Genomic DNA, 23,751 nt, shown 5'->3' on the forward strand with positions numbered 1-23,751 from the left:
TCTCGGGGATCAGCTCACCTGGAACTCGGTGATATCGGTGTAATCCTGACGCGCCGCCTCAAGCAATTCGCGCCAGTTACGAACATCCGGCCTGCGCCGAAGCAGCGCCCGCCGTTCGCGTTCGGTCATTCCACCCCAGACACCGAATTCGATCTTGTTGTCGAGCGCCTCGCTGAGGCACTCCGTCCGCACTGGGCAGCCAAAACAAACCATTCGCGCTTTGCGCTGCTCAGCCCCGCGGACGAACAATTGATCCGGGTTCTGGTCTCGACATGCGGCGTTAACCCGCCAGTCCCCCTGCTCGAACATAGAGTTCCCCCAGCTCCTCACTGGATCGTCGGCGACCGTATTTCGTCCGGAGCCCCCCGGCACCGGATGCCGCGGTTCGGGTTGTCGGGAGCCGAACCGCAACAGTGCTGTCGCTGGACGTAGACGGACTGTAGAGCCCAGCGGTTCCACAACCAACCGACGGTTGTCGTCCCGTTATCTTTCACACTCACTACATCGGGCGGACTTGAGCCGTGACACTCCGTCACGACGCGTGCACGTTTTACTCTGGCAGAGTGCGTGCCCGAGACGGCTTGTTGAAGCTTTTCGGTCTGTGTGTGCTGGCCGGCGTGCTGGTCGCGGGATTGCTCTTCCCGGTTGCGGGGTCACTCGGAGTGGTCTCCAACCGCGCCGGAGACGCGGTCAACAGCATTTCCACGGACATGATGACCAAGGAACCGCCGCTTGTGACTACGGTCACAGACAAGGATGGGAGGCCGATCGCCTACCTGTTCAACCAGGACCGGACTCCCGCGGCTCCCGATCAGATCGCCGACACCATGAAGGCGGCGATCGTGGCGATCGAGGACCGGCGGTTCTTCGACCACCAGGGCGTCGACTGGGCCGGGACCATGCGCGCCGCCGTGACCAACCAGATGTCCGGCGAGATCGCGCAGGGCGGTTCCACCCTCACCCAGCAGTACGTGAAGAACTACCTGGTGCACGTCGTCGCCGCCGACGACCCGGTCAAGCAGGCCAAGGCGATCGAGCAGACCCCGGGCCGCAAGCTGCGGGAGATCCGCATCGCGCTGCAGGTGGAGAAGCAGCTCAGCAAGGAGCAGATCCTCACCCGCTACCTCAACGTCGTGCCCTACGGGAACCAGGCGTACGGCATCGGCGCGGCCGCGCGCACCTACTTCGGCACCACGCCGGACAAGCTCACCATCGCCCAGGCCGCGCTGCTGGCGGGCATGGTCAACAGCCCCAGCGCGCTCAACCCGGAGAGCAACCCGCAGGAGGCGCTGGACCGCCGCAACCTGGTGATCAAGGCGATGGAGGACCAGCGCCGGATCACCCCGGAGGCCGCGGACGAAGCGCGCAACGCGCCGCTCGGGCTGGTCACGCCGCTGCAGAACATCCCCAACGGCTGCGTCGGCGCCGGCCCCGCGGACGGCTTCTTCTGCCGCTACGTCATCGACTACCTGGAGCGCGCCGGGTTCACCGAGGAGCAGCTCAAGACCGGCGGCTACACGATCCGCACCTCGATGGACAAGCGCGCCACCGACGCCGCCAAGGAAGCGGCCGAGCGCGGCGTGCCGAAGACGACCAAGGGCATCGCGAACGTGATGAGCGTCGTCGAGCCGGGCAAGGACAAGCACCGAGTGCGCGCGCTGGTCGCCAACCGCGACTTCGGCATCGACGCCTCCAAGGGGCAGACGTCCTACGCGCTGCCCAGCGGGATCGTGAAGTTCGGCGCCGGGTCGATCTACAAGGTGTTCACCGCCGCGGCGGCACTGGAGAAGGGCATGGGGATCTACAACACGATCCAGTCGCCCGGCTCCTACACCTCGCAGGTCTACCGCAACGGTTCCCGGCCCTACACGGTCGGCAACGCCGAAGGCGTCGCGGCCGGGCCCCGCTCGCTGCAGATGGCCCTGGCGACCTCGCCTAACACCGCGTTCGTCGCGCTGGAGGAGCGCGTCGGGCTGAACCAGGCGGTGGACATGGCGGTGCGGCTGGGCATGCGGCAGACGCTGCTGCACAACACCGCCTCCGGTGATCCGGTCACGCCCAACGGCTCGGGCGGTCCGTCGCAGGCGGACTTCGTGAAGCAGAAGAACATCGGCGCGTTCACGCTCGGCTTCGCGCCGACGAGCCCGCTGGAGATCAGCAACGTCGGCGCGACGATCATGAGCGGCGGCGTCTGGTGCCCGCCGACGCCGATCGAGCAGATCCAGGACCGCAACGGCAACCCGGTGACGATCACCGAGGACCCGTGCGAGCAGGCCGTGGACGAGCCGCTGGCCAACGCGATGGCCGTCGGCATGAGCAAGGACGACCAGCCCGGCGGCACGGCGGCCGGAGCGGCCAGCGGAGCGGGCTGGAACCGCCCGGTGTCGTCCAAGACCGGTACCACCGAGGCCCACCAGTCGGCCGGTTTCCTCGGCGCGACTCCGCAGTTCGCCGGCGCGGTCCTGACCTTCAGCGACGGCACCTCGCCGCAGGGCATCTGCGACACCGATCCACCCCGGCTGTGCGGGGCCAACGGCGGCAACATCTACGGCGGCAAGGTCCCCGCGCGGACCTGGTTCGACGCGATGAAGGTGATCCACGAGGGCCTGCCGGTGGCGCCGCTGCCGGGCACGACCGACCGGTACGAGAACGGCGGCGACGAGTTCCAGGTGCCCAACGTCGTCGGCCTGACCGACGACAAGGCCAAGGAGACGCTGGAGAAGGCCGGCTACCAGGTCAACGAGCGCTCGGTGAACAGCCAGCGCAAGCGCGGCACGGTCACCAGCCAGACGCCGCGCGGCTTCGCGCTGCCCGGCGAGACGGTGACGCTGTCGGTGAGCACCGGGTACGTGCCCACGCCGTCCACGCAGCGGCCCACGCCGACGGCACCGCCGCCCGCCGCGGAACCACCACCGGCGCCGCCCGCGCCGCCCGCTCCGCCGGGCCAGCAGCCGGGTGGTCCGCCGGGTCGGTGACCGGCTCGTTCGGGTGCTTCCTAGACTCGCCTGCGTGACGAGAGCGCAGGCGAGCACCCGACGTGCCCGGTCCCGCTACCGCCTGGTGGAGGTGCGGTCGACCGAGCGGATCACGCCGCGCGTGGTGCGGATCGTCCTCGGCGGCGACGAGTTCGCGGACTTCGTCAGCAACGGCAGCGACCAGCGGATCAAGCTGTGCCTGCCGCAGCCGGGCAAGCCGATGCCGCTGGGCCGCACCCGCGAGGAGGTCTTCGCCCTCCCGCGCGACGAGCAGCCGAGGCAGCGCACCTACACGGTCCGCTGGTTCGACGCGCGGCGCCGCGAGCTGGCGATCGACTTCGTGGTCCACGACCACGACGGCCCGGGCAGCACGTGGGCCGCGGAGGCCGCTCCCGGCGATCAGATCGTCACCGTGGGCCCCAGCCCGGCCTACCAACCGCCGCCCGCCGCCGACCCGCTGGTGCTGATCGGCGACGAGACGGCGCTGCCCGCGATCGCCGCGATCCTCGAGGAGCTGCCGCAGCAGGCCCGGGTGACGGTCTTCGCGGAGGTCGCCGACGCCGATGAGCGGCTGGAGATCGACTCCGCCGCGCAGGTCACCTGGCACTGGTTGCACCGCGACGGCGTCCCGGCCGGTCACAGCGACCTGCTGCTGGAGGCGCTGCGCGACGCCGAGCTCGGGCCCGATCCGCACGTGTGGATCGGGGCCGAGGCGGACGCGGTCCACCGGCTGCGCGAGCACTGCCAGCGCGAGCTCGGCCTGGACCGCCGCCACCTCTACGCCCTCGCTTACTGGCGCCGGGACGCGCCGGAGGGCTGAGCCGGGTCAGCCCTGGAGCTGGGCCTTGACCTGGCCCGCGACCTTGCCGCCGTCGGCGCGACCCGCGGCCTTGGCGTTGGCGGCCTTCATGACCTGGCCCATCTGCTTCATGCCGGGGCGCTCGCCCAGCTCGGCCTCGACCTCGGCGATGGCCTCGGTGACCAGCGCGGACAGCTCGTCGTCGGACAGCTGCTTCGGCAGGTAGCGGCGCAGGATCTCGGCCTCGGAGGCCTCGGATGCCGCCTGCTCGTCGCGTCCGGCGGCGCGGAACGCCTCGGCGGCCTCGTCGCGCTTCTTGGCCTCCTTGCCCAGCACCTTGAGCACCTCCTCGTCGGAGAGCTCGCGCTGCTGCTTGCCGGACACCTCCTCCTTGCCGACGGCGGCCAGCGCCATGCGCAGGACTCCGGTGACGGCGGTGTCGCGTTGCTTCATCGCGGCGGACAGGTCCGCCCGCAGCTTTTCCTTGAGCTCGGCCATACGCCGATTATCGCGCCAGGCACGCGGGCGCCGGGCCACCGACCCCGCCCGAGACGTAGGCTTGCGAGGGTGAACAAGTTCGGGCGGATTCTGCTCAGCGCGGGCGCGATCGGCGCCGCGACGCTCACCTACTCGGCGGCCATCGAACGACGGCACTGGACGTTGCGGCAGGCGACGGTTCCGGTCCTGGCCGAGGGCGCACCCCCGATCCGGGTGCTGCACATCTCCGACCTGCACATGACGCCGAACCAGCGGTCGAAGCAGCGCTGGGTCGCCGAGCTCGCCGACCTCGACCCGGATTTCGTGGTCAACACCGGCGACAACCTGGCGCACCCGCAGGCGGTCCCGGCGGCGCTGCGCGCGATGGGGTCGCTGCTGGACAAGCCGGGCGTGTTCATCTTCGGCAGCAACGACTACTACGGCCCGAAGCCGAAGAACCCGGCCCGCTACCTGCTGCCGTCGGCGAAGACCAAGCGCATCCACGGCGAGCCGCTGCCGTGGCGGGACCTGCGCGCGGCGATGACCGAGCGCGGCTGGCTCGACGCCACCCACCGGCACCACGACATCGACGTCAAGGGCACGAAGATCCACGTCGCGGGCCTGGACGACCCGCACCTGCACCTGGACCGCTACGAGGAGATCGCCGGTCGTCCCCCGGCGGACGCGGGCCTCAAGCTCGGCGTCACGCACTCCCCGGAGCCGCGCGTGCTGGACTGCTTCGCCGAGGACGGCTACGACCTGGTGATGGCGGGCCACACCCACGGCGGACAGCTCCGAGTCCCGGGCTACGGCGCCCTGACGACGAACTGCGACCTGGACCGCTCCCGCGCCCGCGGCGCCTCCACCTGGGGCGAGCGGATGCACCTGCACGTCTCGGCCGGCCTGGGCACCTCGCCCTACGCCCCGGTCCGCTTCGCGTGCCCACCGGAGGCCACCTTGCTGACCTTGCTGCCTCGGGCCGAAAAACCGTCCTCCACCAGCGTAAACGCCGAAAGCAGGACCCCTTGGGGAGCCGGAGAAGGCATCCGCTAAGCTATATCCAGCGCTGAGGCGAGCACCCGAGATGCCTCAGAGCTGGAGATCGGGGTGTGGCGCAGCTTGGGAGCGCGCTTCGTTCGGGTCGAAGAGGTCGTGGGTTCAAATCCCGCCACCCCGACAAGGCAAAGGGCCTGGTCAGGACTCCACAAGGAGTTCAGACCAGGCCTTTTCCTATGCTCGGACGGGCCGCCGGGAGAAAACGGGAAGACGATCCCCAGCTACCTTCCCTTCGACGGCCGAAACCAGCAGAGCGAACGCGCCATCGACAAACCGGCCAAGCCAGCAGCTCGTCGCGTCCCACTGCCCCTCAAGAGACACTGTCAGCGTGCCGATACGGGGAGTATGGTCTTAAGTATGGCGTCGAAGAAGGTGACGGTAACGATTCCCGAGGATCTCCTCGAGGAGATCCGGGTTGAGTCCGGTGAGCGCGGACTTTCCGCGTACGTCGCCGAGGCATTGCGGTTCAAGCGCGACCGCGACCGAATGCTGGAGCTGGTCGACTGGCTGCAGGAGGAGCACGGGCCGGTTTCTGACGATGACCGCAACGCGGTGCTGGCCGAGCTTGACGAGCTCGACGCCGAGCACGAACGCCGCCGCGGCCACAAACCCGGCGAAGCGGCATGAGCCCGAAGTCCAGAGGACGTGCTCAGCGTCCTCCGCGCGTCTTCGTCCTCGACTCCGAGGCGCTCTCCCAGGCAGTGCGCGGTGACAGCCGGATGATCGCGTGGCTGGATGTGGCGGCGCGCGGCGAGGCCTCGGTGGTGACGTCACCGATGACCTTGATCGAAGCGCACGACGGCCGGATCACCAGTCGGCGATGGGACTGGATCCTGTCCCGGCTCACGGTGGCGGACATCGGCAAGGAACAAGCTCGTCTGGCGCGGAAGCTCTTGTCCGAGGCCGGACTGCACGGGCACAAGTACGCGATCGATGCCGTGCTCGCCGTGGTCGCCTCGCAACAACAAGGTCAGGTCACCGTGTTCACCTCGGACACCGGCGATCTCGAGATGCTGGTCCCGGACCACGTCCTCGTGAAGAAGATCTGACCGCGACGCGGGACGTGAGTTCCGAGCAGGCCGGTTCTGCGGCCGTTGCTCGTGCGGGGTGCTCTTTCTCCGGGTGGTGCGTTCCGTGGTGGGGGAAGTTTTCATGAAAACTTCCCCCACCCCACGAGATGTCAACGATGACAGCAGGTGGCATGCGGCGACGCTAGCAACGGCACACACGGAATACGGCGGTGTTCCGCTGACGGATTACCGCCGTAATCGGGTTCCCGATTACCGCCGTATTCCGTCCACCGACGGGACGGCGCCGAGACCGGGACGGTGCTTCAGGTGGTGAGGTTGGTCAGGAAGACGATGCCGTTGTGGGCCAGGTCGGCGAGTCGGCAGAGGAGATCGCGGATGAACTGGGCGGCCTGGACGGGCGCGGTCACGACGAAGTAGACGACCACGCCCAGGGATAACCATCCGCTGATCTGCCGTGCTTGTGCGGGCACGATGCCCTCCTCCCCTCCTCGCCGCAGAACCGCGGCGCGCGACGGGCTGAGCCGAACTCGCTCAGCGAGGTCCTCGCGGGTGATGATCCGACACGAGCCCCGCGCCGCGACGACCCGGTCACCACCTGAGCCCGACAGCGCGTCCGGCCAGGTGCTCGCGGGGAGCGTTCTTGCTCCGGGTGGGCGAGGATCGGGGCATGCGTTGGGGGACGTTGGCCGGGACCGGGGCCGCTGTCGTGGCGACCGCGGTCGTGGGGTCGTTGGCGGTGGACGCCGGGGGGACGTGGTTCCGGGAGCTGCGGAAGCCCCGCTGGCAACCGCCTCCTCAGGTGTTCGGGCCGGTGTGGAGTGCGTTGTACGCCGACATCGCGGTCGCGTCGGCGGTGGCGCTGTCGCGGTCGCCCGCGCCCGCCGGGTACGTTCCGGCGCTCGCCGGGAACCTGGTGCTCAACGCCGGGTGGACCTGGGTGTTCTGGGGTGCTCGACGGCCCTCGTGGGCGGCCGTCGAAGCCGCGGTGCTGACCGCGAGCTCGGCCGATCTGCTGGCGCGGACGCGTCGAGCGGATCCGCGCGCGGGCGCGGCCCTGGCTCCCTACGTCGCGTGGTGCGCCTTCGCCACCGCCCTGTCCACGGCGATCGCACGCCGCAACCGATGACGTCCGTGGTGGGGGAAGTTTTCATGAAAACTTCCCCCACCCCACGAGACCACCCGGTGATCAGGAAGCGGAGATCGTCGACCGTCACGGCCGATTTCCGCCGGAACGACGTGCTCCCGGCGACGACCATCGTCGTATGGACTTGCGAGTACTTCCCATTCGGACTGAGGTCCTGGCCGAGCTTCGCCAGACCGACGACGCGGGCCGGCAGCGGGAACCGTTCGTCGACGAAGTCGGTGGCGCCCCGTTGCGGTGCTGCCTGCGGAAGGTCCGGCCCGGCGAGCGGGTCGCGCTGGTGAGCTACGCGCCGGTGCGGCGGTGGGCCGCCGAGACCGGTGCCGCGCCGGGCGCTTACGACGAGGTCGGACCGGTGTTCATCCACGCGGACGCCTGCGGCGGCCCGGACGACGCGGGCTGGCCGGAGGAGATCCGGGGATCGCGGCGGGTGCTGCGCGCCTACTCCGCCGAAGGCCGGATTCTGGGCGGCTGCCTGCTGGACGGGAACACCGAGCTCGCCGAGCGGACCGCGTCAGACCTGCTGATGGACCCCGAGGTGGCGGTCGTGCACGTCCGGGCGGTCGAGTTCGGGTGCTTCCTTTTCGAGGTCCGACGCCGGTGATCAGGGGTGGTCGCCGAGGCGGACGAGGATTACTCCGGTGATGATGAGGAGGCCGCCGAGGACGACCGCTGGGCCCGGTCGTTGGTCGAGGAGGGCCCAGGCGAACAGGGCGCTGGCGAGGACTTCGGTGAGGGCGACGAAGGACGCGAGGCGGGAGCCGAGGCGGCGGGTGGCGGCCGTGCCCGTCCCGTAGGCGACGGCGGCGGAGAGGACACCGAGGGCGATCAGCGGTGCCCACCAAGGGGTTTCGCCGATCGCGTAGGTCGCCGCCGTGAAAGTGGCGTGCATGGGCAGGATTCCGGTCGCGCCCAGGACCGCGAGGATGGCCGCCGAGAGGACCAGGCCGGCGCCCGCCAGGACGATCGGGGGCAGCGCGCCCTCCGTCTCGCCCGAGATCAGGAAGTACGCGGCGTTGCCGATCATCGCCGCGTACGCCCACGCCGCTCCCACCCACGCCACGTCCGCGCCCGAGATCAGGTCCAGGGCGAACACCAGGCCGGCGATCGCCGACGCCGCGCCCACCAGCGTGAGGCGACGGGGGCGCTGCCCCTTCCGCAGCCACAGCCAGCCGACGATCGCCACCGGGGCGGTGAACTCGATGAGCAGCGCGGGAGCCACGTCCATCGTGCTCACCGCCGAGAAGTAGCAGAACTGCGTGCCGACCATGCCGAGCGCGCCGTAGATCAGCACCGGGCGGGCCTGGCTGCGCAGCTGCGACCAGCGGCCGCGCAGCGCGATCAGCGCGAACGGGGCCAGGGTCAGCGCGCCGACGCTGAGCCGGACCAGCACCACCGCGCCCGGGCTCCAGCCGGCTTCGAGCAGACCGCGCGCCAGCGCACCCGCCATGCCGAACGAGGCCGCCGAGAGCAGCGCGAGCAACAGGCCGCCGCCGATCCTCGACGGAACGCGCGCATCAGACGCGGGCGGGACGCCTCCACCTGCGCTGTCATCTGCTAACCGCACCATGGCAAATGACACTATGGAGCAGCCATGTAATATGTCAACGTGATTTTTGGGCATGACACGGAGGCGGCGCTGCAGGCCGCCGTCGCCCTGGTCAACAGCGACGGCGACCCGGACGCGCTGACGACCGTCCAGGCCGTCGACGCCTGGTACGCCGAGCACCGCTACACCGGTCGCCGCGATCGCGACGAGCGGGAGCTGGAGGAGCTCCGCGCCCTGCGGCCCGTGCTGCGCGACCTGTTCACCACCGACCGCGACCGCGCGGCGGGCCTGGTCAACGACATGCTCGCCGAGGCGGGCGCCCTCCCCCAGTTGGTGCGGCACGGCGACGAGGACTGGCACCTGCACGCCATCGGCACCGACGCGCCCCTGGCCCGGCGCGTGATCGTCGAGGTCGCGATGGCGATGGTCGACGTCGTCCGGCTCGACGAGATGTCGCGGCTGTCGCTGTGCGCGGACGAGAACTGCCGGGGCGTGGTCCTCGACCTCACTCGCAACCGGTCGCGCCGGTTCTGCTCCACGGCCTGCGCCAACCGCAACGCCGTCGCCGCCTACCGGGCGCGGAAGAACCGGTGAGACCGGGTGCGCGCAGCTCGCGGGGTGATCGGGCAGTATCGGGGGCGTGAGCACCTATCCCGAGGCGAAGATCCCCACTGCCCTGTTCGAGGACCCGGAGCGCGAGAGCCGGTGGCGAGCGCGGTTCACCGCACCGCGCGTGTCGCTGCCCGACTGGGCGCGGGACGCGCCGCAGCGCAGCCTGTACGTGTCGAACTTCAGCGGCACCTGGGAGATCTACGCCTGGGACCGCGACACCGACGAGCACCGCCAGGTCACCGACCGTCCACAGGGGACTTTCCACGGGACGCTGTCGGTCGACGGCGAGCAGATCTGGTGGTTCGACGACACCGACGGCGACGAGTTCGGCAGCTGGATGGTCCAGCCGTTCGAGACCGGTGACGCCGCTCCCGCCGTCCCCGGCACCCACCCCGGCTACCCGGCCGGGCTGGAGCTGGGCAGTTCGGTGACCGGGCTGGGCATGTCCACCGACGACGGCGTCACCGTGTGGGTCGTGCGCGACGGCGGCAAGCCCGAGGTGCTCTACCAGCACGAGCAGGACGGCGGGCTGTCCGCGATGTCCTGGGACGAGACGATGCTGGTCCTCTCGCACTCCGAGCACGGCGACTCCCGCCACCCGGCGCTGCGGGTGCTGCGCGTCGACGGCTCCGAGGTCGCCGAGAAGTGGGACGGCCCCGGCAAGTCGCTGGACGCGCTCGCGTTCGCGCCGGTCACCGGCGACCCGCGGCTGCTGGTGCTGCACGAGCGGCGCGGCAAGGAGGAACTGCTGGTCTGGGACGTCCTCGCCGACACCGAGACCGAGATCGAGCTGGACCTGCCGGGCGAGGTCTCCGCCGACTGGTTCCCGGACGGCAAGGCGCTGCTGATCGCCCACACCCAGCACGCGCGCACCACCATGCACCGCTACGACCTGGACTCCGGCGAGCTCACCGAGCTCGCCACTCCCCCGGGCACCGTGGCCGGGGCGGCCGTGCGCCCGGACCACGCGGTGGAGTACGTGTGGTCGTCGGCGGCGACGCCGTCGCTGGTGCGGACCGTGTCCGCCGACGGCGACGACCAGGTGCTGCTGACCCCGCCCGGCGAGCGCCCGCCGGAATCGCAGCCGGTCAGCGACGTGTTCGTGGAGATCCCCTACGGCCCGAACGACACCGTGCACGCGCTGGTCGCGCGGCCCGAGGGCGCCGGCGAGGGCCCGGTGCCGACGGTGTTCAGCCTCCACGGCGGTCCGCACGCGGCCGACGAGGACCGGTTCTCGGCCTACCGGGCGGCCTGGCTGGACGCCGGGTTCGCCGTGGTCGAGATCAACTACCGGGGTTCGACCGGCTACGGCTCGGCCTGGCGGGACGCCATCGAGGGCAGGCCCGGCACGACCGAGCTGGAGGACGTCGCCCGGGTGCACGACTGGGCGATCGAGACCGGGCTGACCACGCCCGCGCTGAGCGTCGTCGCGGGCGCCTCCTGGGGCGGCTACCTGACGCTGCTGGCGCTGGGCACCCAGCCGGAGCGGTGGGCGGGCGGTGTCGCCGGGGTGCCGGTGGCCGACTACGTCTCGGCGTTCGCCGACGAGATGGAGCCGCTGCGCGCCTACGACCGCGCGCTGTTCGGCGGGTCGCCGGAGGAGATCCCGGCGGTCTACGAGAAGGCCTCGCCGATCACCTACATCGACCAGGTGCGCGCGCCGGTGCTGGTGCTGGCCGGGGACAACGATCCGCGCTGCCCGATCCAGCAGATCCTCAACTACCTGGACCGGCTCGGTGAGCGGGAGATCCCGTTCGAGTTCTACCGCTACGACGCCGGTCACGGCTCGCTGGTGGTCGCCGAGACGCTGCGCCAGGTCGCGACGGAGATCCACTTCGCCCGGCGGGCCGTCGGGCTGGGGTGAGCGGCCGGGGACAGTTTTAGTCCAAATCACCCGGGGTCGATGCCCGAAATGTCGGGACAGTTTGGACTAAAACTGCCCCCTGGCGACCTCGCCGAGCCCTAGCGACGAAAGATCAGGGGGAACGCCGGGAGGCGGACCGTCGGGGTGTCGTCGGGGGCGAACAGCTGCCCGGAGAGGCGGCGGGGCGGCGGGCTCTCGGCGCTCGGCCCCCGGAGGTCGGCGTCAACGCCGCCTCCGGGCGGTAGGTGCGCGGGCGGCAGGTGCGCGGGCGGTAGGTGCGCGGGCGGGCCTTGGTCGACGACGCGGCCGCCGTCGACGACCACGACGCGGTCGGCTTCGGCGGCCAGGTCGAGGTCGTGGCTGATCAGCAAGGTCGTGCGGGTCCGGGCCAGGCGGCGCAGCGGTTCCAGGACGCGCCGGGCGGAGGCCGCGTCGAGGCCGTTGGTGGGTTCGTCGAGGACCAGCACCGACGCGCCGCGCAGGATGGCGCGGGCGAGGGTGATCCGGCGCCGCTGACCGCCGGAGAGCAGCGCGCCGCGCTCCCCCAGCTCGGTGTCGTAGCCGTCGGGCAGGGCGCGGACGAACTCGTCCGCGTCGGCCTCGCGGGCGGCCGCGACGATCTCCGCGCGGGTGGCCGAGGGCGCGCCGAAGGCGATGTTGTCGGCGACCGTGCCGTGGAAGACCGCCGCTTCCTGCGGCACCAGGGCGATCTCGTCGCGCAGCGTCCGCACGCTCAGATCGGACAGGTCCACGCCGTCGAGCGCGATGCGACCGGCCGTCGGGTCGTAGAACCGCAGCAGCAGCTTGGCCAGCGTGGACTTGCCCGCGCCGCTGGGCCCGGTGACCATCGTGAACTCGCCCGGCCGGATCTCCAGGTCCAGGCCGGTCAGCGCGGGCCGATCGGCACCGGGGTAGGCGAAACCGACGCGCTCGAACCGGATTCCCCGGCGGCGCCCGGGCACCAACCGGCCCCGGCCGGCGTCGGTGACCGACGGGCGCTCGTCGAACAGCTCCACCAGCCGCTCCCCCGCGGCCCGGGCGGCGGTGACGGTCATGGTGATCTGACCGAGGTTCTGCAGCGGCGGGTAGAGGTAGCCGATGTAGGCGGCGAAGGCCAGCAGGCCGCCGATGCTGATGCGCTGCGCGGAGATCTCCCAGATCCCGACGCCGATCACCAGCAGGACGCACACCGTCTCGACGACGGTGACCAGCGGTGGGTACAGCGCGGTCAGCCGCGCCTGGGCGAGCTTCGCGCGGAACCACCGGTAGGACTGCTCGTGGAGCTTCTGCGACCGCCGTTCCTGCTGGTTGTACGCCTGCACGAGCTCGACGTGGGCGAGCCCTTCGGCGACCGCGGTGCTGATCGCGCCGTTGGCCGCGCGCTCCTCGGTCGACACCGTCCGGATCCGGGCCGAGAACCGGCGGGCGACCAGCCAGAACGCGGGCGCCAGGGCGAACGACAGCAGCGCCAGGTCCCAGCGCAGGTACAGCGCCGCGCCCGCGTAGAGAACGACCCCGACCACGGCGGTCGCGGTTTCCAGAACACCGGACGCGACGAGTCTTTCCACCGCTTCCACATCGCCGGAAAAACGCGCGACGAGATCTCCTCCCGCTCTTCTCGCGAAGAAGTGCGGCGGCAATTCCTGCACGTGCTCGTACAGCGCTCCGCGCAATCGGAGGAGGAATCTCTCCGCGATTCCGGAGGCCAGGTATCCGCCGCAGAACGTCGCCACCGCACCGAGCGCCGCGATGCCCAACCAGGACGCGGCAGGCGCCCAGAACGCGGTGATGTCGCCGGTCGCCAGGGCCTCGTCGGTGAGGACCATGAACATCCGGATCGCCGCGGTGTCGGCGACCGCTGCGAGCACCAGCAGCACTGCGGAACCGGCCAGACCTGCGCGTTCCTGCCGCAGGTAGGGCCAGAACCGGCGGAAGAGCTCACCCGTCGTCATCTCGTCCTCCCGGGAGCGGGGCCGGCGGCGGAGGGGTCCACCGCCGGCCCCGAAGCCCGCGTCGTCAGCGGCGCGGGGCCGGAGCGGGCTGCGGCTGCTGCGGGCGCTCCGGGAAGTGCGGACGCGGGTGGCCGTTACCGGGGAAGGGAATCGGGAAACCCATTTCTTTTTCCTCCATCGATCGGTTCTGCATTTCTCCGCCGATTTCCAGCGGACACCGTTCAACTTAATGAGCGCGCCAGGGGGAATTCGACGTGAAGAGCCGCAGAATCGGCTGGACGTTCGCTGAACGCGCGGGCGGACTTTTCGGGCGAAGGCGCGCTTTCACCCCACCGGGCTCCCAGCTCCCGGGGGCGGGGCTGTGAGCGACGCCCCTCCGGGGGGCCGGAATATCTCGTTCCGCGCGGTCGTCATGGTGGGTGTGAGCCATCTGTTTGAACCGATCAAGCTGCGTGATCTGACCGTGCGCAACCGCGTGTGGGTCTCGCCCATGTGCCAGTACTCGGCCACCGACGGCGTGCCCAACGACTGGCACCTGGTCCACCTGGGCCAGTTCGCCATCGGCGGCGCCGGTCTGGTCATCGCCGAGGCCTCGGGCGTCGTGCCGGAAGGCCGCATCACCCCGCACGACACCGGCATCTACAACGACGAGCAGGTCACCGCCTGGCGCCGGATCAACGACTTCGTGCACGCCCAGGGCGCCGCGACCGGCATCCAGCTCGCGCACGCCGGCCGCAAGGCCTCCACCAGCCAGCCGTGGAACGGCGACACCACCGTCGACGCCTCCGAGGGCGGCTGGCAGACCGTCAGCTCCACCGACAAGGCCTTCGGCGACCTGGCCGCCCCGCGCGCGCTGACCGCCGAGGAGATCGCCGAGCTGCCGGAGCACTTCGCCGCCGCCGCGCGCCGCGCCGACGAGGCCGACTTCGACGTCGTCGAGCTGCACTTCGCGCACGGCTACCTGGCGCACCAGTTCTACTCGCCGCTGGTCAACGACCGGACCGACGCCTACGGCGGCAGCTTCGAGAACCGCGTGCGGGTGCTGCTGGAGATCACCGACGCGGTGCGCGCGGTGTGGCCGGAGGGCAAGCCGCTGTTCGCCCGCCTGTCGGCGACCGACTGGGCCGAGGGCGGCTGGACCGGCGACGACTCGGTGCGGCTGTCCCGGCTGCTGGCCGAGCGCGGCGTCGACCTCATCGACGCCTCCACCGGTGGCGCGATCCCGGACGCCCAGATCCCGGTGCGCTCCGGCTACCAGGTCCCGTTCGCGCGGCAGATCAAGCTCGAGGCCGAGGTGCCCACCGGTTCGGTCGGCCTGATCACCGCACCGGAGCAGGCCGAGGAGATCGTGGCGTCGGGTTCGGCGGACGCGGTGCTGCTCGCCCGCGAGCTGCTGCGCGACCCGCACTGGCCGCTGCACGCCGCCGACCGCCTCCGCGCCGACACCCTCTGGCCCGTCCAGTACGAACGCGCCCGATGAGCTGACACCCGATCGAAAACCCCGGTTTTCATCGCGCGAAAACCGGGGTTTTTGACGCGATGAAAACCGGGGTTTTCGACGGCGGGGCGGGTGTCAGGCGAGTTGGGCCTGCCACATCCAGCGGGACTTCTCGAGGTCGCTGGAGATGGCGATCAGGAGGTCCTGGGTGACCAGGTCGGTCTTGTCGGTCTCGTCGATGCGCTTGCGGAGTCGGGTGATGACCTCGCCGAGGGAATCGACGATCGCCTCGATGACCTGCTTGTCGGTGCGCCAGTCCGCCGGGAACTCCGGCAGGCCGGAGCCCTTGGCGACGGTGGCGGCGCGGCCGTCCGGGGAGACGCCGATGGCCACGGCGCGCTCGGCGACGTCGTCGGCGTAGCCCCGGGCCGCGGTGACCAGCTCGTCGAGCTGCAGGTGCACGTCGCGGAAGAACCGGCCCACGACGTTCCAGTGCGCCTGCTTGGCGACCAGGTGCAGGTCGATCAGGTCGAGCAGGGTGTCCTGCAGGACCTCGCCGGTGATCTCGCGGTCGGCGTCGCCGAGCGGGCTGGTGATCGGGCCGCTGCTCTTGGACGCGCTCTTCTTCGCCGAGCTCTTCTTCGGGGTCTTGGAGTCACTCTTCTGGGCCATGGGCTCGCACAACCTCCTCGAGAACGTGCAGACCCGGTTCAGGGTGCTGCCCAGGAGGTACCCGCGCACGTCGGGCGTTCACACCCGCCGTTCGGCGAACTCCACGACCTGTCGCCCGATGGTGCGCAACGTGGCGGTGACCTTCTCGTCCTCGCAGGTGCCGTCGGCGTCGAAGCGCGTCTCGGCGGAGTTCACCGCGCCGCCCAGCGGGGTCGGCCAGCCGCGCAGCGCGTGCACGACGGAGCGCAGCGCCTGCAGCGTGGTGACGGTGGCCTGCCAGCCGTAGGCGGTGCCGATGCAGCCGACGGCGCGGCCGTCGAGGTACGGGCGGGCGTCGCCGCGCAGGTCCTCGACGTAGTCGAGGGCGTTCTTGACCAGGCCGGACACCGTGCCGTGGTAGCCGGGCGAGGCGATCAGCACGCCGTCGGCGGTGCGCAGCGCCTCGACGAGCTCGGCGGCGTTGGCGGAGCGCTCGGTCACGTGCGGGTCGTAGAACGGCAGGTCCAGGTCGGAGCCGGTGATCGCCCGGACTTTCGCCCCCGCCTCGCGAGCTCCCTCCAGCGCGGCGTGCAGCACGCGCTCGGACTGCGAGTCGGGGCGGACCGAGCCACCGATCCCCACCACGGTCACCGTCATGTGCCGATCCTTTCACCCGAACCTGGGATCTGTCGCCCCCGTTGTGCTGTGCGGGGTCACGCTAGGACCTCGAGTCCGCTGGAGGTCAAGGTCAACGGGACACTTGGCTACTTGCGGGTAACATACGACACCACCATCACCTTCCCGGGAAGGCCAGGCTCATGCCCAACGTCGTCGAAGCGCTGCAGCCCGCACTGGAAGGCGCGGCCATGCGCGCCGTGTACGCACTTCCCCAGCCCCTGCGCAGGCTCATCGCGGGCCCGCCCGTCCGGCTGGACGACCAGGAACTCGCACTCGACGCGCAGCTGCTGCTCAAGCTGCAGAAGATCACCGGCCAGACCGGCCTGTCCGCCCCGACCGCGGAGCAGGCACGCGCGGGCATGGCGCACGCGACGAAGATCACCTCGGGCGCTCCGCTGTCCGGCGTGGTGGTCGCCGAGCGCACCATCCCGAGCCCGAACGGCGACCTGGCCGCGCGGCTCTACCGGCCCAAGGACCTCACCGAGACCGGCCCGCTGCTGGTCTTCTACCACGGCGGCGGCTGGGTGATCGGCGATCTCGACAGCTACGACGACCTGTGCCGGTTCCTCGCCAAGAACGCCGGCATCCGGGTGCTGTCGGTGGACTACCGGCTGGCCCCGGAGTACCCGTTCCCGGCCGCGCTCGACGACGCGCTGACCGCCTACAGCTACGCCGTGGACAACGCCGCCGAGCTGGGGTCCTCCAGCGACGCGATCGCGGTCGGCGGCGACTCGGCGGGCGGCAACCTCGCCGCCGCCGTCGCGCTGCAGACGACCCGATCGGGTGCGCAGAAGCCGCTGCTGCAGCTGCTGCTGTACCCGGCGGTGGACGCGACCCGGCGGCGCCGCTCCCGGGAGCTGTTCGGCGACGGGTTCCTGCTCACCGACCACGACATGACCTGGTTCATGGAGCAGTACTCGCCCGACGAGTCCACGCTGACCGACCCGCGGCTGTCGGTGCTGCTGGCCGACGACCACACCGACCTGCCCACGGCGATCGTCGTGACCTGCGGTTTCGACCCGCTGCGCGACGAGGGCGAGGCCTACGCCCAGACCCTGACGGACGCGGGCGTTCCGGTGGTGGCGCGGCGGTTCCCGGACCTGATCCACGGGTTCGCCAGCATCCGCCCGGTCGGCCACCGCTTCGAAGAAGCCCTCTTCGAGGTCGTCGGCAACGTGCGCGCGGTCCTCGACCTGCGCAAGTCCTGACCCGATCGGCACGATTTCAAGGGAGATCGGGGACCCGACTTCCCTTGAAATCGTGCCGGATTCGGCTCGGGCGGTCGGTCACTCGGGGGTGGCGAGGAGTTCGCGGAGGCGGGTGAGGAGCTCTTCGCGGCTCGTCGAGCCGAGACGCTGCTTGATCCGGCTGATGTGGTGCTCGACGGTCTTCGCCGAGATGAACAGCCGCTTGCCGACCTGCTTGTAGGTCAGCCCGGCGACCACCAGCTCCGCGACCTCCTTCTCCCGCTCGGAGAGCAGCTCGGAGTCCACGCCGCTGCTCTTGACCGCGCGCGGGCGCGGCGGCTTGCCCTGCAGCGCGCGGGCGCACTCCAGCAGCGCGAGCATCGCGCGGCGGTCGTGGGTGCGCAGCGCCGCCTGCCCGGCCAGACGAGCGCCGTCCCAGGCCAGGCCCGCGCCGTGCAGGCCGCGGGCGATGCGCTCGACCTCGTCCTGGTCGACCTCGCCGCCCAGGACCCGCAGCCACATCCGCGCGGCCTCGGCCATCGCGCCCGCCAGCGCGTTGTGGTGCGCCAGCGCGCCGATCCGGTCGGCGAAGCCCTCGGCGGAACCGGTCTCCTCCAGCACGATGGCCGCCTGCAACCGCTTCCACAGCAGCATCGCCGTCCACAGCGGCGGGTTGCCGAGCCGGTCCAGCAGGGCACCGGCCTCGTCCAGGTACGGGGTGATCCACTCCTGGTCGCGCAGCCGGGCCGCGGCCACCACCAGCTCGCCCAGCGGCAGCAGCGAGAACAGGTCCACCGAGTGCTCGGCGGCGACCTGCCTGGCCTGGGCGCGGGCGTTCGCGAGGGCCGTCATGTCGTTGTCCCGGCTGGCGATCCCGGCCTCGATCGCGGTGGCCATCAGCCGGTCCCGGGCGGCCATCTCGGAGGCGTCGGGCAGCTTCGCGCGAGCGGTGACGGTGTCGCCCTTGACCAGCGGGAGCCAGGCCGCCAGCAGCCGGTGCCGGTTGTGCAGCAGCACGCCGCCGGTGCCGGTCTCCACCGCTCTGTCCAACGTGGACTGCGCGACGTCGAGCTCGCCGCAGTGCAGCGCCACCAGCGCGGCCACCGCCGCGGGCGTGTCGGGCACCAGCACGCCGCGCCCCAGCGGTTCGGCCAGCGAGGCCGCGCGCACCAGGGTGGACAGCGCCGTGGTCGCCGACCCGACGACGGATTCGTGCACGCCCACCGCCATCTGGGTGGCGGCGCCGGTCATCGAGGTCGGCGGGCCCGCGTCGTCGCCGGACCGGAGCAGCTCCTCGGCCTCGCCCAACCGGCCCGCGCCGATGAGACCGACCGCCGCGAACGCCCTGTCCCCGGGCCAGCGCAGCGAGGTCGACGACCAGCGGCACAGCTCCGCCGAGCGCTCCAGCAGACCCCGGTGCGCCAGCACGCCCGCCGCGACCTGCACGCCCAGCTCCCGGTCCGGGGCGCTCTCGTCGACGATCACCCGGTCGGCCAGCCGCAGCGCCTCGTCGAGATCGCCCGCGACGGCGGCCGCGCGGGCCTGCCGCGCCACCACCGATCCGGCGTCCACGCCGGCGGACACCGCCGCGGCGAGCAGCTTCCCGGCCAGGTGCGGGGCGACCTGCACGGCCTCGTCCCCGGCGCGCTCGAAGGCCTTCGCCAGCGTCGCCTCGGGCAGCAGCGCCATCGGCGCCTCCAGCAGCGGCGCGACCAGCGGCAGCACCGGTCCGCCGCGGGACATCTGGAGTTCCACCAGCCTTCGCGTGACGCGCAGCCGCCGTTCCCACGACGTCAGCCGCAGCACGGCGGCGCGCACGATCGGCAGCAGCGCGTCCTCGGCGCCGAGCATCGCGCCGGAGCGCATCGCCGCGAGCACGGCGGCGGTCGCGGTGCTGTCGGTGCCCGCGACGACCGCGAGCAGGTCCGGGTGCGGGGTGGCGCCGACGGCCATCGCCGTCGCGCACTCCCAGCCGGTCTCGCCGAGCTGGTCCAGGTCGTGCTGGAAGTGGTCCAGGGTCCGGGCGGGGTACGCGGCGCGGCCGGGTTCGGCCTCGGCGAGCAGCCGGGCGACGTAGCGCGGGACGCCACCGGTCTGGGTCTGCACCCAGCCGACCCAGTCCAGCGCCCAGTCCTGCGTCCCGTCCTGGGCGCTGCCCTCGACCCGCTCGGCGATCTCCTCCACGCCCAGCGCGGCGAGCAGCACCGGGGCCCCGAGCTCGTCGATCAGCTCGCCCAGCGCGGCGCTGCGCGGACCCGGCCGGTAGGCGACCAGCAGCCGCGTCCCGGGGCGGCGGGCCAGGTCGGCCAGCCGCAGCAGCAGTTCGTCGTCGAGCCGGTGGGCGTCGTCGACCAGCACCGCGCCCTCGTCGGCCCGGTCGAGGTCGCGCACCCCGAGCACCGGCACGCCCGCTTCGCGGTAGACGGCGGCGATCGCCTCGAGCAGCGCGGTCTTGCCGAACCCGCCCGCGCCCTGGATGCCTGCCGTGATCGGCGAGCCCGGGGAGGACTCGATGGCCGAGCGCAGGCCGCTCGCGTGCCCGTCCGGGACCAGGGCGGCGCGGGAGGTCGTCGAGTGATTCACGCCTGCCTTCCTCGTCTTCCGGTCGGGTGATCAGTTGGCTGACGGAGCCGGGGTGCGATCACGTTGCGCGGTATGCCGTTCCGTTAACGAAAGAGCGCCGCCGGAGCTGCGCGGGACGCCGGAACTACTTGATCAGGTCCAGCACGCCGGTGATCGAGTGGTCCTTGGTCATGAAGGTGATCACGATGCCGATGGCGATGAGCACCACCGCGACCACCAGCTTGATGATCTTCATCCGCTTGGCCCGCGATTCGTCGGGCGGCTCGATCGGCATCGGCTCGACCTCGATCGGCGGGCGTTCGACAGGTTCGGGTTCGTCATCGATGTCGTCGAGCGGGTCGACGCCCTCCACCGCCATGAGCACGCTGGTCTCGGCCACCGAACCCCGGTCGGTGTGGGTGGTCAGGACCTGCTGCGCGGCCAGCGCGGCACCGCTCGCCGCGGTCAGCTCGGGTGCGACGTCGACCAGCGGCGGGGTGCCCAGCCGCTCGGCGACCAGCTGCTTGAGCAGCGGTGTGCGCGCGACACCGCCCGCCAGCAGCACGGTCTCGACGTCGTCCGGGCGCAGCGAGGCCGACTGCACGGCCTGCGAGATCAGCTCGGGCACGCGTTCCAGGTGCGGCCGGGCCAGCTGCTCGTAGCGGGCCCGCGAGATGCCGAACTCGGTGCGCACGCCCGGCAGGTCCACCCACATCGACACCCCGGGCTGGTGCGAGAGGGCTTCCTTGGCGCGCACGCACTCGGCGCGCAGCCCGGCCAGCGCCGCGCGGTGGTTGACGTCGGAGGTGTCCAGGGCGGCCAGGTGCGAGCCGAACTGCTCGCGGATCAGCTCGAACAGCGCGTCGTCGAGGTCCTGGCCGGAGGGGTGGTCGGTGTCCAGCGGCGAGCCGACGACGTCGAAGGTCGGCTGACGGCGGCGCAGCACGGTCGCGTCGAAGCCGCTGCCGCCGACGTTGGCGACCACGAGCGGGTGCTGGTCGTCCACCCGCTGCTTGCTCGCGTAGTCGAGGGCGACGGCGGTCGGTTCGGGGATCATCGTCACGTCGGTGATCCCGAGCTGGGACAGCGCCTGCTGCACGAGGTGGATGCGGTGCGGTCCCCAGGCGGCGCTGTGCGCGATCGCGATGTGCTCGGGCGGGTAGCCCTGCCGCTGGGTCGCGGCGTCGGAGACCCACTCGATCATGGCCGCGACCAGGCGCTGGGCCGGGACGAACTCGCTGCCGACCACCAGCGGCAGGTCGTCGCCGAGCCTGCTGGTGAAGCCGCGCGCGACCCACTCGTGGTGGCTGAGCTCCTGGCGGGCGGCGGCCTCCCCGGCGACGAACGACCCGTCCTGGACCCGGCACAGCACCGTCGGCACCGCCGGGCCGTTGCCCGCCAGGGGCACCGGAACCGCGGCCGTCCAGCGGCCACCGTTGCGCCTGGCCGTGGCGGCGGTCGTCACCGTCGCACCCAGGTGAACGCCCAGGACGTAAGGCATGCCATCCCTTCGTGTCACCGACTCGAGCAAGTGCCAGGGTCCCCGATCGAGGGACCTCGCTCCGGCTGGGGTGCACACAATTTAGCGGCATCCGGTTACGGAGCGGCTTCGGACTCCCTCAGTCAGCCCCCAATGGCCCACCCAACCGACCCCCTAATAGAGATTCCGATGACTAGGAGTCGTACCCGATGGCTGGGGGGCGGGTCATCCCTACGGTGATCAACACAGGAGTGAGGGACGGCACGACCTCACTCGGTCCATCCAGCCGAGTACCGCTGAGCATCGGGAGGTCCGACGATGGCGAACCCTCAGCACCCCTCCGGTCAGGCCGAGTCCCCCATCTCCGACCCCGGGACGCACGCCAACTCCGGCCTGCCCGCGGAACCGACGCTGCACGAGTTCCTCACGCGCCTCGTCAGCGATCCGGCCGCGCGGTCGGCCTTCGACGCTGATCCGCAAGCCACGCTGGATCAGGTCGGACTCGGGGAAATGAGCGCGACGGACGTTCTGCAAGCAACGTCGCTGGTCCTCGACTACGCGCCGGTCGAGGTGGTCAACGCGTACGACCGCTCGCTCACGAGCAGCGTCGAGCAATTCGCCGCGAGCAACCAGCATGTCGCGATCAGTGAACTGCATCCCGCACATCCACACGAGCAGGAAGAACTCAGCATGCTGAAGAACACCCCCTCTGACGACTTCGGCAAGGGCGGCGACGTCGACGCCCAGCTGCCGACCCCGGCCCCCGCTCCGGCTCACGGCGACGTCGACATCGAGCACAACGACACCGACTCGCACAACGTGTTCAACGTGCACGACAACAACGTGCTCTCGGGCAACACCGTGAACATCGGTGGCGACAGCCTCGACCTGTCCTCGACCGTCGGCTCGGTCACCAGCACGGCCACCCACGTGTTCGACGGCTCGCTGGACGTCGTTTCCGGCACCGGCTCGCTGATCCACGGCGACGTCACCAACGTGGTCGGCGACGTGGCCTCGGGCAACGTGGCCGACGTGGTCTCCAACGCCCCGGTCGTGGGCGACGTGGTCTCCAACGTCACCTCGGGCGACGTCACCGGCGTTGCCGGCGACCTGACCAACACCGTCGCGAACGCCCCGATCGTGGGCGACGTGGCCGCCAACGTGACCCAGGCCGTGGGCGACGCCCCGGTCGTCGGTGACGTGGTCGGCAACGTGACCTCGGGCGACGTGACCGGCATCGCCGGCGACCTGACCAACACCGTCTCCGAGGCCCCGGTCGTCGGCGACCTGGTCGGCAACGTGACCTCGGGCGACGTCTCCGGCATCGCCGGCGACCTCACCAACACCATCTCCGAGGCCCCCGTCGTGGGCGACGTGGCCGCCACCGCCACCGGCGCCCTGGGCGACGTCCCGGTCGTGGGCGACCTGGCCGGCTCGGTTGCCGGCGGCGACGCCGCGGGCATCGCCGGTGACCTCACCGGTGCCGTCTCCAACGTCCCGGTCGTGGGCGACCTGGCCGGTGGCCTGACCGGTGCCGCCGCGTCCGGCGACCCGCTGGGCATCGTGGCCGGCGTCCCGGTCGTGGGCGACGTGCTCTCCACCGCCACCAACACCGTCGGTTCGGTCCCGGTCGTCGGCGACGCCGTCAACGACGTGACCTCCGGTGACATCGCCGGCGTTGCCGGCACCCTGTCCGACGCCGGCGCCAACGTGCCGCTGGTCGGCGACGCGCTGGGCGACGTGGCCTCGGGCGACGTGGCTGGCGCCGTGTCCAACGTCCCGGTCGTGGGCGAGGTCGCCGACACCGCCACCGGCGCCCTGGGCGGCGTCCCGGTCGTGGGCGACGTGGCCGCGGGTGCCGCGGGCGGCGACCTGATCAACAACGTCCCGGTCGGCTCCGAGGCCTTCGGCGACGTCGTCGGCACCGTGACCGACACCGTCGCGGACGTCCCGGTGGCCGGTGACCTGGCCAGCACCGTGACCGACACGGTCGCCGGTGGCGACGTCAGCGCTCTGCCGGTCGACGACCTGACCTCGGCGCTGCCCACCGACGCCCTGCCGGTCGACGACGTCACCTCGGCCCTGCCGCTGGGCGACGCCGCTCCGCTGGCCCCGGTCGGCGACGTGGTCTCGCACCTGCCGGCCCCGAGCGACCTGCCGGTCGCGGGCCCGATCGTCGGCGAGCCGGTCGAGGACGTGGTGCACACCGCCACCGACGCGCTGCCGCTGGACGGCCTGCTCTGATCGCTCTCCGCGACTGAGCCCTGAAAATGCCGGGCTCCGCTCACCGAGCGGAGTC

Annotated in this window: 21 protein-coding genes and 1 tRNA gene; 13 read left to right on the forward strand and 9 right to left on the reverse strand. The window is 71.5% G+C overall.

Annotated elements, in window-relative coordinates; translation table 11 throughout:
• Positions 1-9 precede the first annotated feature (9 nt).
• Positions 10-309, reverse strand: coding sequence for a WhiB family transcriptional regulator (locus BM424_RS25155; protein WP_093422866.1), 300 nt, complete (start codon positions 307-309; stop codon positions 10-12).
• A 425-nt stretch (positions 310-734) separates the two neighbouring features.
• On the opposite strand from BM424_RS25155, the gene BM424_RS25160 reads away from it, so the two are divergent.
• Both BM424_RS25160 and BM424_RS25165 read left to right on the forward strand, forming a co-directional pair.
• Positions 735-2,975, forward strand: coding sequence for a transglycosylase domain-containing protein (locus BM424_RS25160; protein ID WP_425442068.1), 2,241 nt, complete (start codon positions 735-737; stop codon positions 2,973-2,975).
• Between the two features lie 34 nt (positions 2,976-3,009).
• The gene (locus BM424_RS25165; protein ID WP_093422871.1) at positions 3,010-3,795 is read left to right on the forward strand and encodes a siderophore-interacting protein; all 786 of its coding nucleotides are present in this window, start codon (positions 3,010-3,012) and stop codon (positions 3,793-3,795) included.
• 6 nt (positions 3,796-3,801) lie between these two features.
• On the opposite strand, the gene BM424_RS25170 is transcribed toward BM424_RS25165, so the two are convergent.
• Positions 3,802-4,272, reverse strand: coding sequence for a GatB/YqeY domain-containing protein (locus BM424_RS25170; protein ID WP_093422873.1), 471 nt, complete (start codon positions 4,270-4,272; stop codon positions 3,802-3,804).
• 69 nt (positions 4,273-4,341) lie between these two features.
• Here BM424_RS25170 and BM424_RS25175 point away from each other — a divergent pair, with 69 nt between their 5' ends.
• The 4 genes from BM424_RS25175 to BM424_RS25190 all read left to right on the forward strand — a co-directional run bounded on the left by BM424_RS25175 (position 4,342) and on the right by BM424_RS25190 (position 6,356).
• Positions 4,342-5,304, forward strand: a complete 963-nt coding sequence (locus BM424_RS25175; RefSeq protein WP_093422876.1) for a metallophosphoesterase — start codon at positions 4,342-4,344, stop codon at positions 5,302-5,304.
• A 50-nt stretch (positions 5,305-5,354) separates the two neighbouring features.
• Positions 5,355-5,428: transfer RNA gene (locus BM424_RS25180), tRNA-Pro, on the forward strand.
• A 236-nt stretch (positions 5,429-5,664) separates the two neighbouring features.
• Positions 5,665-5,934, forward strand: a complete 270-nt coding sequence (locus BM424_RS25185; protein WP_093422878.1) for a CopG family transcriptional regulator — start codon at positions 5,665-5,667, stop codon at positions 5,932-5,934.
• Positions 5,931-6,356, forward strand: coding sequence for a PIN domain-containing protein (locus tag BM424_RS25190; RefSeq protein WP_093422881.1), 426 nt, complete (start codon positions 5,931-5,933; stop codon positions 6,354-6,356). The genes BM424_RS25185 and BM424_RS25190 overlap by 4 nt, the downstream gene beginning before the upstream one ends.
• 284 nt (positions 6,357-6,640) lie before the next feature.
• Here the strand turns inward: BM424_RS25190 and BM424_RS29010 are convergent, their stop codons facing one another.
• Complete coding sequence (locus BM424_RS29010; RefSeq protein ID WP_175548263.1) at positions 6,641-6,808, reverse strand: hypothetical protein; 168 nt, start codon at positions 6,806-6,808, stop codon at positions 6,641-6,643.
• A 197-nt stretch (positions 6,809-7,005) separates the two neighbouring features.
• Here BM424_RS29010 and BM424_RS25195 point away from each other — a divergent pair, with 197 nt between their 5' ends.
• Both BM424_RS25195 and BM424_RS25200 read left to right on the forward strand, forming a co-directional pair.
• Positions 7,006-7,464: a TspO/MBR family protein gene (locus tag BM424_RS25195; protein ID WP_093422883.1), complete on the forward strand. Its 459-nt coding sequence runs from the start codon at positions 7,006-7,008 to the stop codon at positions 7,462-7,464.
• 136 nt (positions 7,465-7,600) lie between these two features.
• Positions 7,601-8,083 carry a DUF1203 domain-containing protein gene (locus tag BM424_RS25200; protein WP_093422886.1) on the forward strand — a complete coding sequence of 161 codons (483 nt, stop codon included), beginning with the start codon at positions 7,601-7,603 and terminating at the stop codon, positions 8,081-8,083.
• On the opposite strand, the gene BM424_RS25205 is transcribed toward BM424_RS25200, so the two are convergent.
• Positions 8,084-8,962 (reverse strand): EamA family transporter, encoded by an 879-nt coding sequence (locus BM424_RS25205; RefSeq protein WP_217649833.1) that lies wholly within the window; start codon positions 8,960-8,962, stop codon positions 8,084-8,086.
• A gap of 126 nt (positions 8,963-9,088) precedes the next feature.
• Here BM424_RS25205 and BM424_RS25210 point away from each other — a divergent pair, with 126 nt between their 5' ends.
• Entirely contained in the window at positions 9,089-9,622 is a 534-nt protein-coding gene (locus BM424_RS25210; RefSeq protein WP_093422891.1) for a CGNR zinc finger domain-containing protein, read from the forward strand.
• A gap of 46 nt (positions 9,623-9,668) precedes the next feature.
• On the forward strand, positions 9,669-11,504 hold the full coding sequence (locus BM424_RS25215; protein ID WP_093422893.1) for a S9 family peptidase: 1,836 nt from the start codon (positions 9,669-9,671) through the stop codon (positions 11,502-11,504).
• A gap of 98 nt (positions 11,505-11,602) precedes the next feature.
• Here BM424_RS25215 and BM424_RS25220 read toward each other — a convergent pair whose 3' ends face one another.
• Positions 11,603-13,456, reverse strand: a complete 1,854-nt coding sequence (locus BM424_RS25220; RefSeq protein WP_093422896.1) for an ABC transporter ATP-binding protein — start codon at positions 13,454-13,456, stop codon at positions 11,603-11,605.
• A 412-nt stretch (positions 13,457-13,868) separates the two neighbouring features.
• On the opposite strand from BM424_RS25220, the gene BM424_RS25225 reads away from it, so the two are divergent.
• Entirely contained in the window at positions 13,869-14,936 is a 1,068-nt protein-coding gene (locus BM424_RS25225) for an NADH:flavin oxidoreductase/NADH oxidase (protein ID WP_093422898.1), read from the forward strand.
• Positions 14,937-15,029: 93 nt separating this feature from the next.
• Here the strand turns inward: BM424_RS25225 and BM424_RS25230 are convergent, their stop codons facing one another.
• Both BM424_RS25230 and BM424_RS25235 read right to left on the reverse strand, forming a co-directional pair.
• Positions 15,030-15,566, reverse strand: a complete 537-nt coding sequence (locus tag BM424_RS25230; RefSeq protein WP_093422901.1) for a Dps family protein — start codon at positions 15,564-15,566, stop codon at positions 15,030-15,032.
• A 78-nt stretch (positions 15,567-15,644) separates the two neighbouring features.
• Positions 15,645-16,202, reverse strand: a complete 558-nt coding sequence (locus BM424_RS25235; protein WP_093422904.1) for an NADPH-dependent FMN reductase — start codon at positions 16,200-16,202, stop codon at positions 15,645-15,647.
• A 161-nt stretch (positions 16,203-16,363) separates the two neighbouring features.
• Here BM424_RS25235 and BM424_RS25240 point away from each other — a divergent pair, with 161 nt between their 5' ends.
• Positions 16,364-17,431: an alpha/beta hydrolase gene (locus BM424_RS25240; RefSeq protein ID WP_093422906.1), complete on the forward strand. Its 1,068-nt coding sequence runs from the start codon at positions 16,364-16,366 to the stop codon at positions 17,429-17,431.
• Between the two features lie 78 nt (positions 17,432-17,509).
• Here BM424_RS25240 and BM424_RS25245 read toward each other — a convergent pair whose 3' ends face one another.
• On the reverse strand, positions 17,510-19,993 hold the full coding sequence (locus BM424_RS25245) for a helix-turn-helix transcriptional regulator (protein WP_217649834.1): 2,484 nt from the start codon (positions 19,991-19,993) through the stop codon (positions 17,510-17,512).
• A gap of 124 nt (positions 19,994-20,117) precedes the next feature.
• A complete protein-coding gene (locus BM424_RS25250) occupies positions 20,118-21,473 on the reverse strand; it encodes an Hsp70 family protein (RefSeq protein ID WP_093422909.1) in 1,356 nt (451 codons plus the stop codon).
• Positions 21,474-21,770: 297 nt separating this feature from the next.
• On the opposite strand from BM424_RS25250, the gene BM424_RS25255 reads away from it, so the two are divergent.
• Positions 21,771-23,696: an IniB N-terminal domain-containing protein gene (locus BM424_RS25255; RefSeq protein WP_093422911.1), complete on the forward strand. Its 1,926-nt coding sequence runs from the start codon at positions 21,771-21,773 to the stop codon at positions 23,694-23,696.
• Positions 23,697-23,751: the final 55 nt, after the last annotated feature.

The sequence above is a fragment of the Saccharopolyspora flava genome, assembly GCF_900116135.1.
In the GTDB taxonomy this organism is placed as follows: domain Bacteria; phylum Actinomycetota; class Actinomycetes; order Mycobacteriales; family Pseudonocardiaceae; genus Saccharopolyspora; species Saccharopolyspora flava.

Excerpts from the sequence above, each read along its gene's own strand:
- BM424_RS25155 (WP_093422866.1), bottom strand. The coding sequence starts at position 309 with ATGTTCGAGCAGGGGGACTGGCGGGTTAACGCCGCATGTCGAGACCAG.
- BM424_RS25170 (WP_093422873.1), bottom strand. The coding sequence starts at position 4,272 with ATGGCCGAGCTCAAGGAAAAGCTGCGGGCGGACCTGTCCGCCGCGATG.
- BM424_RS25185 (WP_093422878.1), top strand. The coding sequence starts at position 5,665 with ATGGCGTCGAAGAAGGTGACGGTAACGATTCCCGAGGATCTCCTCGAG.
- BM424_RS25190 (WP_093422881.1), top strand. The coding sequence starts at position 5,931 with ATGAGCCCGAAGTCCAGAGGACGTGCTCAGCGTCCTCCGCGCGTCTTC.
- BM424_RS25195 (WP_093422883.1), top strand. The coding sequence starts at position 7,006 with ATGCGTTGGGGGACGTTGGCCGGGACCGGGGCCGCTGTCGTGGCGACC.
- BM424_RS25200 (WP_093422886.1), top strand. The coding sequence starts at position 7,601 with ATGGACTTGCGAGTACTTCCCATTCGGACTGAGGTCCTGGCCGAGCTT.
- BM424_RS25220 (WP_093422896.1), bottom strand. The coding sequence starts at position 13,456 with ATGACGACGGGTGAGCTCTTCCGCCGGTTCTGGCCCTACCTGCGGCAG.
- BM424_RS25225 (WP_093422898.1), top strand. The coding sequence starts at position 13,869 with ATGGTGGGTGTGAGCCATCTGTTTGAACCGATCAAGCTGCGTGATCTG.
- BM424_RS25230 (WP_093422901.1), bottom strand. The coding sequence starts at position 15,566 with ATGGCCCAGAAGAGTGACTCCAAGACCCCGAAGAAGAGCTCGGCGAAG.
- BM424_RS25235 (WP_093422904.1), bottom strand. The coding sequence starts at position 16,202 with ATGACGGTGACCGTGGTGGGGATCGGTGGCTCGGTCCGCCCCGACTCG.
- BM424_RS25240 (WP_093422906.1), top strand. The coding sequence starts at position 16,364 with ATGCCCAACGTCGTCGAAGCGCTGCAGCCCGCACTGGAAGGCGCGGCC.
- BM424_RS25250 (WP_093422909.1), bottom strand. The coding sequence starts at position 21,473 with ATGCCTTACGTCCTGGGCGTTCACCTGGGTGCGACGGTGACGACCGCC.
- BM424_RS25255 (WP_093422911.1), top strand. The coding sequence starts at position 21,771 with ATGGCGAACCCTCAGCACCCCTCCGGTCAGGCCGAGTCCCCCATCTCC.